11 protein-coding genes are annotated in these 16,597 nt (G+C 40.7%); 10 read left to right on the forward strand and 1 reads right to left on the reverse strand.

Annotation, left to right across the window (positions count from 1 at the left end; genetic code table 11):
• Positions 1-193 precede the first annotated feature (193 nt).
• Positions 194-1,102, reverse strand: coding sequence for an AraC family transcriptional regulator (locus L877_RS0111380; RefSeq protein ID WP_026836177.1), 909 nt, complete (start codon positions 1,100-1,102; stop codon positions 194-196).
• A gap of 217 nt (positions 1,103-1,319) precedes the next feature.
• On the opposite strand from L877_RS0111380, the gene L877_RS0111385 reads away from it, so the two are divergent.
• The 10 genes from L877_RS0111385 to L877_RS0111430 all read left to right on the forward strand — a co-directional run.
• The gene (locus L877_RS0111385; protein WP_084554889.1) at positions 1,320-4,928 is read left to right on the forward strand and encodes a glycosyl hydrolase 115 family protein; all 3,609 of its coding nucleotides are present in this window, start codon (positions 1,320-1,322) and stop codon (positions 4,926-4,928) included.
• Positions 4,929-5,127: 199 nt separating this feature from the next.
• Positions 5,128-6,003 (forward strand): methylenetetrahydrofolate reductase [NAD(P)H], encoded by an 876-nt coding sequence (metF, locus tag L877_RS0111390; protein WP_026836179.1) that lies wholly within the window; start codon positions 5,128-5,130, stop codon positions 6,001-6,003.
• On the forward strand, positions 5,996-6,655 hold the full coding sequence (locus tag L877_RS0111395; RefSeq protein WP_034785767.1) for a vitamin B12 dependent-methionine synthase activation domain-containing protein: 660 nt from the start codon (positions 5,996-5,998) through the stop codon (positions 6,653-6,655). The genes metF and L877_RS0111395 overlap by 8 nt, the downstream gene beginning before the upstream one ends.
• 2 nt (positions 6,656-6,657) lie before the next feature.
• On the forward strand, positions 6,658-9,087 hold the full coding sequence (locus L877_RS0111400) for a homocysteine S-methyltransferase family protein (protein ID WP_026836181.1): 2,430 nt from the start codon (positions 6,658-6,660) through the stop codon (positions 9,085-9,087).
• 240 nt (positions 9,088-9,327) lie between these two features.
• Positions 9,328-10,026, forward strand: a complete 699-nt coding sequence (locus L877_RS0111405; RefSeq protein ID WP_026836182.1) for an ABC transporter ATP-binding protein — start codon at positions 9,328-9,330, stop codon at positions 10,024-10,026.
• 15 nt (positions 10,027-10,041) lie between these two features.
• Entirely contained in the window at positions 10,042-11,505 is a 1,464-nt protein-coding gene (locus L877_RS0111410) for an ABC transporter permease (RefSeq protein ID WP_026836183.1), read from the forward strand.
• A gap of 27 nt (positions 11,506-11,532) precedes the next feature.
• The gene (locus tag L877_RS13750) at positions 11,533-13,170 is read left to right on the forward strand and encodes a hypothetical protein (RefSeq protein ID WP_026836184.1); all 1,638 of its coding nucleotides are present in this window, start codon (positions 11,533-11,535) and stop codon (positions 13,168-13,170) included.
• 145 nt (positions 13,171-13,315) lie between these two features.
• The gene (locus L877_RS0111420) at positions 13,316-14,623 is read left to right on the forward strand and encodes a DUF6935 domain-containing protein (RefSeq protein WP_026836185.1); all 1,308 of its coding nucleotides are present in this window, start codon (positions 13,316-13,318) and stop codon (positions 14,621-14,623) included.
• An 867-nt stretch (positions 14,624-15,490) separates the two neighbouring features.
• Entirely contained in the window at positions 15,491-16,279 is a 789-nt protein-coding gene (locus L877_RS0111425; protein ID WP_026836186.1) for a leucine-rich repeat protein, read from the forward strand.
• Between the two features lie 63 nt (positions 16,280-16,342).
• A partial coding sequence (locus tag L877_RS0111430) for a transposase (RefSeq protein ID WP_026836187.1) occupies positions 16,343-16,597 on the forward strand: 255 nt, incomplete at its 3' end.

Here is a 16,597-nt window from a genome sequence, read left to right on the forward strand (position 1 = left end):
TCTCAATTAACAAAGAATAATAATAGAATCTCCCTAATTTAGCACAAAATGGAGCTGAGCACTAACAATTTTTTAATTGTTAGTGCGACAGCCCCATTTGCTATCGGAATCGCATAGCGCTGGTCTTACTCACGTCGTTCGTAAGACAATAAACGCATTTTGCTGGTCTTACTCACGTTGTTCGTAAGACAAGTTAAGCTCTAATAGCGTTACATCGTTTGTAAAACTCCTTAGGGGAAAGCCCCTCTAATCTCTTAAATGTTCTATAAAATGTTGAGTAATCCTTGAAACCGGACATGGTTGCCGCATCAAGTGGCGTTATGCCATTACTCATACTCTGTTTTGCCATGCTAACCCGCTTCATAACAAGATAGCTGTGAATGGTTTGTTGCGTCTGAGATTTAAACATATGAGTCAGTGTAGTCTTACTAAGGAAAAAATGTTCCGCGATAGAAGCTACCGACAAATCCTCCATAAAATGTTCATTGATAAATGTCAGAATCTGCTCCGATACCGGATCCATGGCATGAACGATGCCCTTAGGGGACAAGTCGCAGAGTATGGAGTTGTTGAGAGCAGTCAACAGTGTGAGAATCTGTCCGCGGTTGTACATTTCCTTATCATAGTGCTCCAGTTCCGAACTTTTATAAATATTATACATAGCATCATGTATTGCTTTGTAACTCGCCTCATCTTTGATTGTGAAGTGATATCTCTTCTTTTCATGCGCCGCATCCATAGGCTTTGTAAGTGAATGCTCGTTAAACTGGAGAGTATCTATGCACTGGCGAGATATATACATATACATGCGCTTGTATAATGTTACATCCTCATCGTTGGAGAGCAACTGGTGAATTGTATGTGGCGGAATAACCATAATATCACCGATATTAACTTCAAATATTGTATCTTCAACTGACAAACATACCTTAGATGTCAGAGGAAGGTAGATTTCATAAAAATTATGAGTATGAGCGCTGACAGGTGGAAAATGCTTGTTGGTTATATGCCGCGCCTCATAATAGTAGTCGCCTACTTCAGGACGATCTTCTTCTTTATAAATATATCTCATGGAATCACCCTTTTGCAGGCTTTGTCCCATCTCTGCATGCCTGCTTGGAACAGAGAAGAAGGATATGATTTGCTACGTAATTGCTCAATTTCTTTGCAATATATATCAATTATAACAGAAATACATTGCAAAAACAATATTTTATATTGCATAAAAAACTTACTTTTTCAAATACCCTTTTTTTAATTGCAATTTATGTTAAAATTATACTATATCAGTTTGCGGAATACAATAGAAAGGATGCGATATGATGAGAAATTTTCGAAAAGGACTTGCCGTACTCGGTGCAGTCGCTATGCTCACATCAACAGTCGGGGGAGCTGATGTTGATGCGGCAAAGAAGCCTAAGTTTTCCAAGACTAAGATTTCGATCAAAGCAGGAAAAAGTAAAGTTCTGAAGATCAAGAATATCTCAAGTAAAAAGAAACTTAAGGTTAAATGGAAAAGTAGCAAAAAAAAGGTTGCCAAGGTAAAAAAAGCCAAGATTAAGGGAAAAGTACCACAGGCAACAATTGTTGGTGTTAAGGCAGGAAAAGCTGTTATTACTGCCAAAGTTAAAACCAACAAGAAGAGTTACAAGCTAAAGTGTAAAGTAACAGTTGCTAAGAAAGGCAGTGGAGCTTCTTCTGATAAGACTGCAGCGCCAAACAGTGCAGATGCTTCACCAAGCCAGACATCAGATGCAGCAGTTGATTCGTCAGCGCCAAGCCCTAATACAACTGCAAAAGCAACAAGTGAGCCAACAGTATTACCAACGGAGGAACCAAATATGGATGCACCAGAAGGAAATAAAACAGAACCATTTAAGCAGCTAGAGGGAGACAGCTTCCAGGCTATCAAGGAGTCAGCACCTAATTTCTCTATGTATATAGATGAGAAGGATGGTGCATACGATGGAATTAGTCTTATTGCTGAAGCTTTTAAGGCGGATGTTGCTCGCGTGACAGGTGGAGAAGTTGACAAAGAGGGAGTAGCAGTAGAATCTGCCAATACTCTTAAGATTGTCACAGATAAGTCAAAGCTTTCAGGAAATGTTGTTATCGCCGGAACTGTTGGAGAAGGTGGTAATGAGGTTATTAATCAACTTGCCAAGGATGGCAAGATCGATGTATCCGGTCTTGAAGGAAAGTGGGAGAGATACCTTGTAAAGGTTGTTGACAAGCCTATGTCAGGTGTTGATAAGGCGTTGGTTGTCGCAGGTAGTGACAAGCGCGGAACAAACTATGGTATCTTTCATTTGTCAGAACTCATGGGAGTTTCACCATGGGTATGGTGGGCAGACGTAACACCTGCTGTTCAGACGAATCTCACATTTGATTCAAAGGATGTAAACCTTCTCTCGAAGGAACCTTCAGTGACATATCGTGGAATTTTCCTCAATGATGAGTCGCCATCACTTACAACTTGGACAGGTGGTCGCTATGGCGGAAGAAATCAAAACTTCTATCGTCAAGTATATGAACTCCTTCTTAGACTTAAGGCCAACTATCTGTGGCCGGCTATGTGGGGAGATATCTTCAGTGAGAATGGCAAGGGCGATAAGCAAGCCAATGCAAAGTTAGCTGATGCTTACGGAATTGTCATGGGAACATCTCACCATGAGCCATGTTACAGAGCCGGAAATGAGTGGGGAAATTATTACAAAAAAGAAGTAGATAATGAAGATTTGCAAGATGAGTATTCATCAGCACAGTGCTGGAACTTGTACAATGTTCCGGGACAGGATGGATATATTCCGGCTGTCAATGAGGCGATTGAAGAGTTCTGGAATGCAGGTGTACTCAGAAACAAAGACTATGACAATATCTGTACAGTTGGAATGCGTGGAGAAGCGGATTCAGAGCTTCCATCAGCAGGTGATCCACCGAAGTATGCTGATTACCTTAACCACGTAATTACAACACAGAAGAACATTTTAAATAAGAACAATGACAAGAATCCTACACAGCTCGTAATCTACAAAGAAGTGGAAGATGCTTGGTATGCAGGTAAGCTCTATGAAAAGGATGCAATGAAAGGAACATTTGCCATGTTCTGCGATGACAACTGGTCATACCTCAGAACTTTGCCTACATATGAGCAGCAACAGCAGATTGCCGGACTTGGAATGTACTATCACTTCGATTACGTAGGAGCTCCTAAGTCATATACATGGATTCAGACAACGCAGCTCTCAAAGGTTTGGGATCAGATGTCTGTAGCATATGATCATGGAATCAACGACGTATGGATTGTAAATGTTGGTGACCTCAAGCCAATGGAGATGGATATTTCTTACTTCCTCGACATGGGATATGACTATGAGAAATGGGGAGTAAATGGTCAGGAGAAAATAGATGAATACAAGAAGGCTTGGGCTAAGCAGCAGTTTGCTAAGCTTGGCGGATCAGGATTGTCAGATGAACAGTGCCAAGAGAGCATGAGACTCATCGATGACTATCTCGATCTCGAGACTTCGAGAAAAGTTGAGCATGTATTGTATGAGACAGCAAATAGTTGCTCTGATATGTTCAGCTTAGATAATTACAGAGAAGCGCAGAATGTACTTGAAGAATGTGAAGATATTATGAGTCGTGCAAAAGCTCTTGAAGCTAAGATTCCTGAGGCTCAGAAGGCAGCATTCTATCAGTTGGTATACTATCCGGCAATGGCAGTGCCAAACGTTCTCAAGATTCAGATTTATGCTGCACTCAATAATAAGTATGCAGATATGGGTCTTGTAATGGCAGATAATTATGCGGAGCTCTGCAAAACAGCTATAGCGCTTGACAAAGAGTTGTATAATACATATAACACAGCTATGCCAGGCGGTCCGGAGGATGGTAAAAAGTGGAAGGGAATGCAGTCAGCAGACCAGGCTTACCATATTGGAATGCAGAAGTGGAACACAGATAGTGGTGTGCTTCCAAAACTCAAGGAAGTTAAAACTACTAATGCGGGATTAAATGTTCTCGTAGAGAAGCTCGTAGGTGCATATAACAAGGTATATACAAGTGGAACTGTTGATCTTCAGGCATTTGATAATTTGAATGACAAGTCTCATAGTATTCTTGTTGCAAGCAAGGGTGATGAGTATGAATTCACTACTAAGACCAGCGCAGATTGGATTGAGCTAGGAGCCACATCCGGAAAAGTTGATTCTGTAGTAGAGATTCCAGTCAGCATTAATTGGTCTAAGGTGACAAGTACTTCAAAGGGAACAGTTACAATTAGTGATGGAACCAATGAAGTTGTAGTCAATATTACTGCCAATGTTATAGATGCTTCAGCACTTGAAGCCAATACATTTGTCATGACAGATGATTATGCAACTATCGATATTTCTAAGTTTGCAGATAAGAAGGATGGCAAGGGAGTTACAAACTCAGGCAAGAAGATGTCTAACAAGATGATTGTAGTACCGGACAATGGTAAGTACAAAGCATCAGTTAGAAGTTCAAGTAGTACAACTACTTATGAAAAGTCTGATCTTGATAATGCTCCATATGTAGAGTACAAGGTTTATGTGCCAGAAGATGGAACATATAATCTTCAGTGCCAGTTCAATCCTACAAGTAATCTTGAGTATAACAATGTCAAGCTCCGCTATGGTATTTCAGTAGATGGCGGCGATGCCAAGATTACAAACTCGATTGTAGATAAGTATCTTGCAGGAACATGGAAGCAGGGTACATGGGCTACAGATATCGAGAAAAATAGTCGTTCAAGTGAGGTTAAGGATGTGAAATTATCTAAGGGTGTTCATACTATTAGATACTACCAGTGTGATCCTAATATGGCACTCATCAGAATGACATTGTACAAGGGAAGTTTGGCGACAGTTTACAACTCTCCGGAGGTAAGCTTCTCAAAGTAGTTAATTAATTAAGCAATCCGAAATTCTCTTATATAAAACGGCTTGCTATAGCCAAAAGCTATAGCAAGCTAAAGATAATCCATATGATGGCAAGCGTGCATTTTTCTCCCATGCGCTTGCCATTTTTAATGCAATTTGATAAAATGTATAGGAAAAAATGCGCTATGCATTGAATTAAAATTTCTGAGAGGTATACTAAGTGAAAGTTTGTAAACTATTAAAAGAAGATAAATTGACAATCAGTTTTGAGGTTTTTCCTCCAAAGACCAGTGACAGATTTGACTCAGTGCTTGAGGCAACTAAGAAGATTGCATCATATAATCCGGATTTTATGAGCGTGACATATGGTGCAGGTGGCGGAACCAGTGAGTTTACCGCAGAGATTGCCTCCAGTCTTCAGAAGGAGTATGAGGTGCCTATTATAGCTCATCTCACATGTGTATCTTCTACCAAAGATTTTGTATCTAAGACAGTTGAATCTTATAAGAAGAATGGCATCAAGAATATCATGGCTCTTCGCGGGGATATCCCCAAAGAAGGAAGGATTGCCCACGATTATAACTATGCGTCTGAGCTCATAAGGGAGTTGAAAACTCAGGGAGAGTTTTGTATCGGAGGTGCATGCTACCCTGAGGGACATGTGGAATGTGAGAATAAGGCAGATGATATTAAGTATCTCAAGGAAAAAGTAGAAGCGGGATGCGACTTCCTCACAACACAGATGTTCTTTGATAATAATATTTTTTACAACTTTTTATACAGGGCGAGGGAGAGCGGAATCACAGTTCCGATAGTTCCGGGAATTATGCCGATTACAACTAAGCAACAGCTCAAGAGGTCTGTGGCTATGTCGGGAACCAATGTGCCTGAGAGGTTTAGAGCAATTGTAGACAAGTTTGGCAATTCGCCAGATAAGATGCAACAGGTTGGAATACTTTATGCGGCAGATCAGATCGTTGATCTTATCGCCAATGGAATCAATCACATTCATGTTTATTCCATGAATAAGCCGGATGTTGCAAAGGGAATTCTCAATCACTTGTCTGAGGTTTTAGGACGTGATATAATTGAGTAGTGAAATTATTAATCCTAATAGGCGGGAAATATATAGGTATCTTGGATATAAAGGTGAGATCCCGGATGAGGCAACTTCAGCTGTCATAGAAAAGTGCATAGGGGACTTGATGAGTGCATGTGTTCCGGGTTTTGTCAGCAGAGAATTTGACATAGAGATACGAGATAAGCGGTTTATAACGTTTGAAGATGTGACGATAGAGAGCGCCAATCTGGCCAAGAATCTTGAGGGATGTCAGAGTATGGTTGTATTTGTGGCTACTCTCGGCGTAGGACCGGATAGGTTGATTGCCAGGGCATCTGTTAGCAAACCCTCCGAGATGGTGATATATCAAGCGGCATCGGCGGCCATGATAGAAGCCTATTGCAATTATCACAATAGAATTATCAAAGAAGAGAAGATGACAGAAGGACTCCATACCAGGGTGAGATTTTCACCGGGATATGGAGATTTTTCCATTAAACATCAAAGAGATATTATAAGGATGTTAGATGCCTCCAAGAAAATAGGGGTTACCCTCACGGAATCTCTTCTCATGGCTCCTTCTAAGTCGGTTAGCGCGGTGATAGGACTGTCTCGAGATGAGGTTGAATGTGAATTGTCAGGGTGCGAGCTCTGTCAGAAGAAAGATTGTAATTACAAGAGGAATTAGAGATGAACAATAAGATTTTTGAAAAACTTGGCAAGACATGGATGTTTTGCGACGGAGGGCTTGGCTCTCTTCTCCAGGAGAGAGGTTTGAAGCCGGGAGAACTTCCTGAGACATGGAATCTGCATAGACCGGACGATGTGATAGACATAGCGAGAAGATATTATGAGGCGGGTTCCGATATAGTAAATACCAACACTTTTGGTGCCAACAGGCTCAAGTATCCGGATAATCTTAAGGATATTATCGAGGCAGCAGTGGCTAATACCACCAAGGCCAGGGAATTGGCGGGCAGAGCGGATGATGCTTTTGTTGCGCTGGACATCGGACCGACCGGAAAACTTCTTCAACCTCTCGGGGACTTGTCTTTTGATGATGCCGTTGCTATATTTGGCGAGATTGCTAAGATTGGATCTGCAGCTGGAGCTGATCTGGCATTGATTGAGACAATGGCAGATACCTATGAGGTGAAGGCAGCAGTTCTGGGAGTAAAGGAAAACTCAGACCTTCCTATATTTGTCACAATGACTTATGATGAGACGGGAAAACTTCTCACAGGTGGCGATATCAAGACTACAACAGCTTTATTGGAGGGACTTGGAGTGACTGCCATCGGTATCAATTGTGGTCTCGGACCGGAACAGATGATACCTATGATCAAGGAATTAACAGAAGTATGTTCACTTCCTATAATAGTTAATCCCAATGCAGGTTTGCCCAGAACTGAAAACGGGATGACAGTATATGACGTACATCCGGATGATTTTTCGGAGCTTATGAAGCAGATTGCAGAGCTAGGTGTACATGTTCTCGGTGGATGTTGTGGAACTACACCTGATCATATCAGGGCAACTGTGGAGAAGGCTACTAAGGTGGAGTACAAGCCGCCGGTAGCAAAGCACAGAACATTTGTCACTTCTTTTTCTCAGTGTGTGGAGATTGGAGAGAAGCCTGTCATAATAGGAGAGCGAATCAATCCGACGGGCAAGAAGCGCTTCCAGCAGGCTCTCAGGGATAATAATGTTGATTATATTTTATCACAAGCTATAGAGCAGGAGGATTGTGGTGCTCACATCCTGGATGTCAACGTGGGACTTCCTGAGATTGACGAACCTGCCATGATGAATGCAGTAATCAAGAAACTTCAGTCAGTTACATCGCTTCCACTTCAGATTGACACCTCTGATATAGAGGCGTTGGAGCAGGGACTTAGATATTACAATGGAAAGCCTATGGTAAATTCCGTCAATGGTAAGAGAGAGAGCATAGAGGCCATTATGCCGCTTGTAAAGAAGTACGGCGGAGTGTTGGTGGGACTGGCACTTGATGAAAATGGAATTCCTGAGACGGCAGATGGGCGAATTGAAGTTGCAGATAGAATCTATGAGGCTGCAGATGAATATGGTATTTCTCGTGACGATATCGTCATTGATGGATTAGCCATGACTATTTCATCCGATACAACCTCGGCCAATACAACTCTCGAGACATTGAGAAGAATCAGGGATGAGAGACATGGGCACTCGATACTCGGTGTATCCAATATTTCCTTTGGATTGCCAAGGCGAGAGATTGTAACCAGCACATTTTTCTCCCTCGCCATGCAGTCGGGACTTTCGTGCGCCATTGTCAATCCCAACGTGGAGCCGATGATGCGTGCTTATTGGTCTTATCTTGCTTTGACCGATCAGGATCCGCAGTGCATGGGTTATATCGAGGCCACAGGTTCTTGGATTGATGAAAATGCTCTGGCCAAGGGAGAGATAGTTGCCGCAGATAAGAAGGATGGCAAAGACGGCAAAAACCAGGAAGATGCTATGAATCTCGTGGGATATGTAGAGCGTGGAATGTCAGACAAGGCAAGAGAAATAGTCCGCGCTGAATTGGGCAACAGAGATGCCATGGATATTATCAACCATGACCTGATTCCAGCTTTGGATAAAGTGGGTAAGGGATTTGAGAAGGGAACAGTATTCTTGCCTCAGCTACTCATGAGCGCAGAGGCTGCACAGGCTGCTTTCGATGTGATTAAGGAGAGCATGAGTGGCGAGTCGACGGAATCAAAGGGCACTGTCATACTTGCCACAGTCAAGAATGACATTCATGATATTGGTAAGAATATTGTCAAAGTAATGCTTGAAAACTATGGATATGAAGTTGTGGATCTCGGAAAGGATGTTCCACCTGAACTCATAGTTGATACGGCGATTGAGAGAGATATCAAGCTTGTGGGACTCTCGGCACTAATGACCACGACAGTAGCCAGTATGGAGGATACCATCAAGCTTCTTCGAGAGAAAAAGCCTGACACCAAGGTTTGTGTGGGAGGAGCGGTTCTCACACAGGAGTATGCAGATATGATTGGCGCTGATGCCTATGCAAAGGATGCTATGGAGACTGTTAGATATGCAGATAGTGTATTTGGCGTAAGTTGAGAATATTTTAATAGAATTTAGAAAATAAAAAAGAACAGGCATAGTTTAGAAATTGAGAATAGTTTCTAAGTATGCCTGTTTTTCGTTGACGGAAACGCATATTGCTGGTCTTACTCACGTCGTTCGTAAGACAATTTTTCGGAAAAACTATCATGGTTAGTCTTGACAAACAAAATGACATGTGATACAGTTAGTTGGTACTAACAAGGATTAGCAGTGTGAAAGGAAGGAGCAAAAGGAATGTTTTTAGAGTTAGATGCTATTCGAAAATCTTTTGGTGCCGGGGAAACCAAAGTAGATGTTTTGAAGGGCATAGATTTCAATTTGGAGAAGGGGGAGTTTTGTGTATTGCTTGGACCGTCCGGTTCGGGAAAATCCACATTGCTCAATATTATTGGAGGTATAGATTCAGCAGATTCTGGAAGTATCAGTATTAATGGAGATAAAATGTCTGAGATGAATGAGAAAAAGTTGACTCTCTATAGAAGGAAGCATCTTGGATATATTTTCCAGAGATACAATCTCATACCCAACTTGACGGTGAGAGAAAATATAGAGGTCGGTGAGTATCTGTCAGACAATCCGCTTGATGTTGATGAATTAATAGAATTATTGGGGTTGCATAAACACAGGAACAAGTATCCTAACCAGATGTCGGGAGGACAGCAGCAGAGATGTGCAATAGGAAGAGCTATTGTCAAAAATCCTGACATATTACTTTGTGATGAGCCAACAGGAGCCCTTGATTCCAAGACATCTGTCGAGATATTAAAACTCATTGAGACAGTTAATAAGACATATAATAGCACAATCATCATGGTAACACACAATGACGCAATTAAGGATATGGCGAATCGAGTTATAAAGCTCAAAGACGGAACAATCAGAAAGAATTATGTCAATGAAAATATTCTGAGCGCAGAAGAGCTGGAATTATAGTGAAAGGATGAGAAGATGCTAAATCCATTAAACAAACGATTATTTAGAGAACTTAAAGCGGATTTTGGTAAGTACTTCGTCATATTCTTTGTTATGGTTCTTGCAATAGCTGAGGGATCGGGATTCCTCGTGGCAGCGTCCAGCATGCTGCGAGCATATGATGATGGATTTGTCAAATACAATATAGAGGATGGGAACTTTAGGCTGGAGGCCAGCATGTCAGATTCTCTTCGTCGTGCGATAGAGAACAATGACAAGGCTCCGGTAAAGATTTATGAAAACTTCTATATCGAAGATACTATCGAGAATGGAAGTAAGATTAGGCTTTATAAGAATAGAAAAGATATAGATAGAGTTAGCGTACTTCAGGGGCGTTTGCCTCAGCAAGACGGAGAGATTGCCATAGATAGAATGTATGCCGATAATAACAAATTCGACATAGGCAGTGAAATCATCTTCAGAAAAGCAAAATTCAAGGTAGTCGGTCTTGTAGCTTTGTCAGATTACAGTGCTCTTTTCGAAGACAATGGAGACGTAATGTTTGATGCTACAGAATTCGGAGTGGCAGTAACCACTGGCGGATCATTTGACGCATTCAACAAAAAACTCAGGAGATATCAATATTCTTATAAATATAAGAACGCTCCAAAGAGCGAAAAAGAGGAAAAGGATATGGGGGAGGATTTTCTTGAGGCCCTTGTAGATATGGTGTCTATCGAGAATTTCCAACCCGCATATTCCAATCAGGCAATCACTTATACCGGAGATGATTTTGTGATATCCAAGGCATTTTCCGAGAAATTCAGAATTGGCGTCGGTGACAAAGTAAAGCTGGCAGCAGAGTACGATGACGATAAATACGAATTCACAGTGACGGGAATATACGACTATGACGGTTCAATTTGCGCATTTATGGACATGAAAACCATGAATAGTAGATTTGATCTGGGAGATGGTTATTTCTCGGGATATTTTTCTAATAAGGAGATAAATGATATTCCGGAAGAGTTCATAGGAACGGTAATAGACTACAAGGCAATGACCAAGATATCAAGGCAGATGAAGGTTTCCATGGGAGGCTTTATGAAGATTGTTCAGATTGCGTCCGTCGGAATATTTGTAGTTTTGGTCTATATTCTCTCCAAGATAATTATAGAGAGAAATGCTTCATCGATTTCTATGGCCAAGATTCTTGGATATTGGAATCGGGAGGTGTCCAACCTATATATCAATGCGACTACGGCTGTTGCACTTATCACAATTGTGATAATGGTAATACTCGAGCGAGGGCTTCTGGTGGAAATGTTCCATATAATGCTAAGAACCGAGATGAATGGTTGGTTTAATATTGTAATTAAGAACTCACTTTTGGTGAGGTTGGCGGTTATAGGAATCGTGACATATGGTGTAGTTGCCGGAATCGAGTACTACAAGGTCAAGAAGATTCCTCTCGATGAGGCTTTGAAAAACGGTGAATGATGATGTTTGCAAGAAGGAGGAGATAGGATGATAAAGAATATAAGCTGTAAGACTTTCAGCGCCATGCTTTGTATGTTGCTTGTTGCCGGTATGATGCTCACAGGGTGTTCAGGTGACAAGTCCACTGCGAGCAAAGCGAGTGGTCTGGAGGCGACTAAGGAAGAAGTCAAGGCTGATAATACGACAAAGTATGTTAGTGGAGCCGGAGCTATGGCTGGGAAAAAGGAAGAGACTGTCAATATCAAGGCCAAGGCGGACGGAACTATCAAGAAAATCAAAGTTACTGATTATCTCAAGGACTTTGAGGCAGGCAAGCTAATTAGTGATATCAGCAATCTGAAAGACATTAGGAATGTCAGTGGTGATGAGAAAATGTATCCCCAGAAGGACGGAACATTTCTCTGGGAGAACAGCGGTGAGGATATCAAGTACGAGGGAAAGTCCGAGGAGAAGCTCCCTGTCGACGTGAAGGTTAGCTACTACTTGGATGGCAAGAAGATGCCTATCGAGCAGATATCCGGTAAAAGCGGAAAAGTTAAGATTCGATATGACTACAAGAATCGAACTTCCAAAACTGAAGAAGTGGATGGCAAGAAGTATAAGGTAAATGTTCCGTTTGTATTTTTGACAATGGTTACCCTTGATGACGATGTTTTCAAAAATGTCAAGATAAAAAATGGCGAAGTATATGATATGGATAACAACACTATGGCACTTGGTTTTGGAATGCCGGGAGTGGGAGATGCCCTGGGATTAGATGAATTCGAAGATGATTTGGAAGAGATGAAGGACGATAAGGACAAAAAATCTGATAAAGATGAAAAGTTTCCGGATTATGTGGAGATAACTGCAGATGTCAAGGATTTCGAATTGGATTTTTCTACGACTATTGTTACCAAGGGGATTTTCGGCGGTTTGGACAACGATATGTTCAAAAACCTGCGAGATGTTTCAAAGTCAATGAAGAAACTTCAGAAGGCAACTAATAAGTTAGAAGATGCTACAGAGAAAGTCTATGATGGCTCCAAGAAACTTGGAGACGGTGTAAGTCAGTACGTCGATGGAGTCAAGAAGGTTAATTCCGGTGTGTCAAAGTTGAAAGCCGGAAGCGGAAAGCTTGACGCCAATTCAGCTAAACTTGTCAAGGGACAAAGCGCCCTCACAAGCGGTCTCAGACAGTTAAAGACAGGTCTTGACAAGATGGATATGTCAGGTTATGCGTCAATCCCATCTATGAAGCCACTTGTGGCAGCGATTGCCGGCCTGAAGCAGGGCGTTGCCGGCTTGCTTAAGGGCAGCGAAGGCATGGAAAAGGGAATCAAAGGTTATACAGCGGGAGTGAGCGGAATTAACAAGGGAATCAAAGGTCTCTCTGCCGGCATGGGCAAACTCGCATCATCAGGAAACAAGCTGGTATCCGGATTTAATGCATTTGAAAATGGTCTGAGAAAGTTGGCTGACGGAATGTCAGATTATAATGAGGATGGTATCAAGAATTTAACTAAATTTGGTGGTGAAGATCTGAAAAAGATAGCCAATAGGTTAAATGCTCTGAAAAAAGCAGATAAGGGCTACGGAACATTTTCAGGAGCATTTGAGGGCCAGGATACAACAGTACAGTTTTTGTTTGAGATGGAGGGTGACCAACCCGACGATAAAAAGTAGTTTCTTGGAATATTTGACTTTATAGTCCAAAAAGATGTTATCATATCTAGTTAGGTGAAGTATAATTTACTAGAAATGAGGACATCTTTTTGATGTTATGAGGTTTTATGAGTTCTTGATAGATCAAGATAAGAGGAGGTTATGTATGAATAATAGAGACAAGCGAATGCTTGCAGCGGTGACTGCATTTGCGCTTTCAGTGTGTGCCATCAGTAGTGGTGAAGCTGTTGATGCAGCAAAGAAGCTGAAGCTTAGTAAGAAAAGTGTATCACTCAAAGTAGGAAAAAGTATGAAGCTTAAGGCCAATATGAAGGGCGTTAAGTGGTCAAGTAGTAAAAAGGCTGTTGCTAAGGTTAGCAAGTCTGGAAAAGTCAAAGCGCTTAAACCTGGCAAAGCCAAGATTACTGCAAAAAAAGGAAAGAAAAAGGCGGTGTGCAAGGTGACAGTTACTAAGTCCAGTAATGATGGTTTTGGAACCTACAAAAGCGGAAATTCAGGAAATGCAAGCAATAGCGGCAACTCCGGAAATACAAGTAATAGCGGAAACTCCGGAAATACCAATTATCCAGGTTACAATGTTCCAACAACAGCAAACCCAAGTAAACCGGTTTACACATTGGGGCCAAGAGTAACAATCGCACCTGAGCAAACAGTTGCTCCGGTACAGGATGACTTTAACTTTGATACAGATGTATCTATTGATTATGGAACTGAGATAAAGACAGTTAAGTTTAAAATCAACAAAGATACTACATCAGAGGATGAGTTGAAAGCTCAGGGTTATACAGTTGAGAACGGAGAAGCAACGAAAGATACTATATGTGAGACAGCTACATATACATTCAAGAAGCTTCCTAAGAGCCTTGATTCTATCAAGCAGTTCTTCGAGACAGAGCACAGCGCGGTTCATGAAACAGAGTATACTAACCATGATGAGGAGTCAAATACCGTATGTTATGGTGGATTCAATGTAATGGCCGCAACTATTTGCGCAGCTAATACATTTGTAGGTGGATCAAATCCATCAGATCCATTCTTCAGCAAAGATCCGGTTAGAGATATGTTCGAATATCTTAATGGGCCAGCTGACAGTATGAATCTAGCAAAGGTTACTCAGGACAATGGAATTCAGTCAATGAAGGATGCAATCCAAGCCTGCGGAAGCAATGTATATAAGAGCTATTTTGAAGGCGCTTCACCAGACAACGATTATACACCTTCAAAGCCATATGTGCTCAAAATGTACAGAGGACCATATTACATTCCTGCAAAGGAAACAATTAACGGAAAACGTCCAACAACATATATGATTTTTGCTCAGTCAAAGGGAGCAGATAGTCCTATTTATATGGATGTATATTATTCAACAAAGAATAGTAGATGGTATTCATATCAGGATCAATATAGACATGTAATAGCTAATAACTTTAAAAAGCCTAGTGAAGAATTATAATTCTTTGAGAGGTAATAGTTGATATAACACATGATGGGGGCTCCGCCGGTAAAGGCGGGGCCTTCTTTGGGTAGTGAAAACACCTTGGAATCGTATAAAGCGGTTTTTTACATGCAATACGCGGTTTTCTCTATTGCATGTAATTTCTTGGGGAGCTTCTCTGGAATTTTACATGCAATACGCGGTTTTCTCTATTGCATGTAATTTCTTGGCTGGTTTGTCTGGAATTTTACATGCAATATCGATTTTTCTCTATTGCATGTAATTTTTTGGCGGGCTTCTCTGGAATCTTACATGCTATATCAATTTTTCCTTATTGCATGTAATTTTTTGGCGGGCTTCTCCGAAATCTTACATGCTATATCAATTTTTCCTTATTGCATGTAATTTCTTGGCGGGCTTCTCCGAAATCTTACATGCTATATCAATTTTTCCTTATTGCATGTAATCCCGACGGAAATCCCCGACAAATTTTACATGCAATACGCGTTTTTCCTTATTGCATGTAACTACATGAGATTGATAGGATTCTTGTACAGCGATTTTGATTTGAAATACGGTAAAAATTCTGATTGAAAACGCATATTGCTTGTCTTACAAGCTTTGCTTATAAGACAATTATTTTTTCAATTTTTGCCGTACCGCACGCTAATCAACCTGTACTTGCAAAAAACTCATCCGCCATCCCTTTCTATTTAATATTCTATCTTTCTAATTATGCCATATTATTATGCGGAAATAGTTGACAAAGCTATGATAATGTGCTATTCTTCTCTAGGAAATGCATTCCCAATATACAAAGATTAGTGAATTATTGATGAATAAGAGAATGACAGAATGTGTAAACATGATTAGGAGGTAGAAGATATGAAATTTAAATCAATAATATGTATAGTAATGGCAATGCTACTATGCGTACAGACAAGTTACGTTACCGGATCGGTAGTTGCCGGGGAAACTACTAGTAAATCTCAAATTCAAGATGGAATTAATAAAGAAGTAGAAAAAAATTCTGCTGGAGAATTGGTTAAAACTATAATATCAGGAAGTGGAGCAATTACTAAAAAATATGTATCAACATTTGGAGATACAGAATTGCAAGAAGGAATTACAGAATTAGGAGAATTCTCACTTGCAGAAGGATCATGTTATACTCTTAAGCTTCCAAGTAGTCTTAGAACAATTGGAAACTCAGCATTGGAAGGAATGGATAATCTCAGAGAAATTACAATTCCTTCTGGTGTAAACAAAATTGGAAATAATGTCTTATTAAGATGTGTAAATCTCCAAAAAATAGTAAATAATTCCTCTGCATCAATTGAAGTTCCGAGAAGTGGAATAAGAGATATTGTAGGATATGAATTTTATGTAGATGGCAAGCACGTTAGCACTGTAGAGCCTGGAAAAACTGCGCTTGGAAAGGCTCGAGAATTCAAACTCAATCTTGTGCTAAATAAAGGAAAAATTGTAGGAAAAACTCCAAAGACATATACATACGGAGAGAACAAAATTCTTCCTAAAGCAAAGAGAAAAGGGTACAAATTCATGGGATGGTCCCTTAAAGATAAATGGTCTAACGGGATTATGTCTTTGAATCCTCATAATTTGTATATGGCCGGTGATGAAACTAGATATGCACAGTTTGATGTAATATAATAATAGTTGGCACTTTTCTTAGGAAGTTTGTAGTGATATAATACAACCCAAAGGAGGTGCCACATGGCAACAAAAAAACAACGTAAATACGACATGGAATTTAAAATCCAAGCAGTTAAACTTGGTAAGGAAATTGGCGTTCAACGTGCTGCAAAAGAGCTCGGCATACCCGCACATACCATTTATAACTGGAATAAACAAGTCAAAGATGGAAGTCTTGACATCGGCGAAGGTGCTCATTCGCCCTCTAATGCCCGTACACTTAACGCAGAAATGATTGAACTGCGTAAGAGGATAAAAGCCCTGGAAAAGGACAAT

Source organism: Eubacterium xylanophilum ATCC 35991 (assembly GCF_000518685.1).
Lineage (GTDB): Bacteria > Bacillota > Clostridia > Lachnospirales > Lachnospiraceae > Eubacterium_F > Eubacterium_F xylanophilum.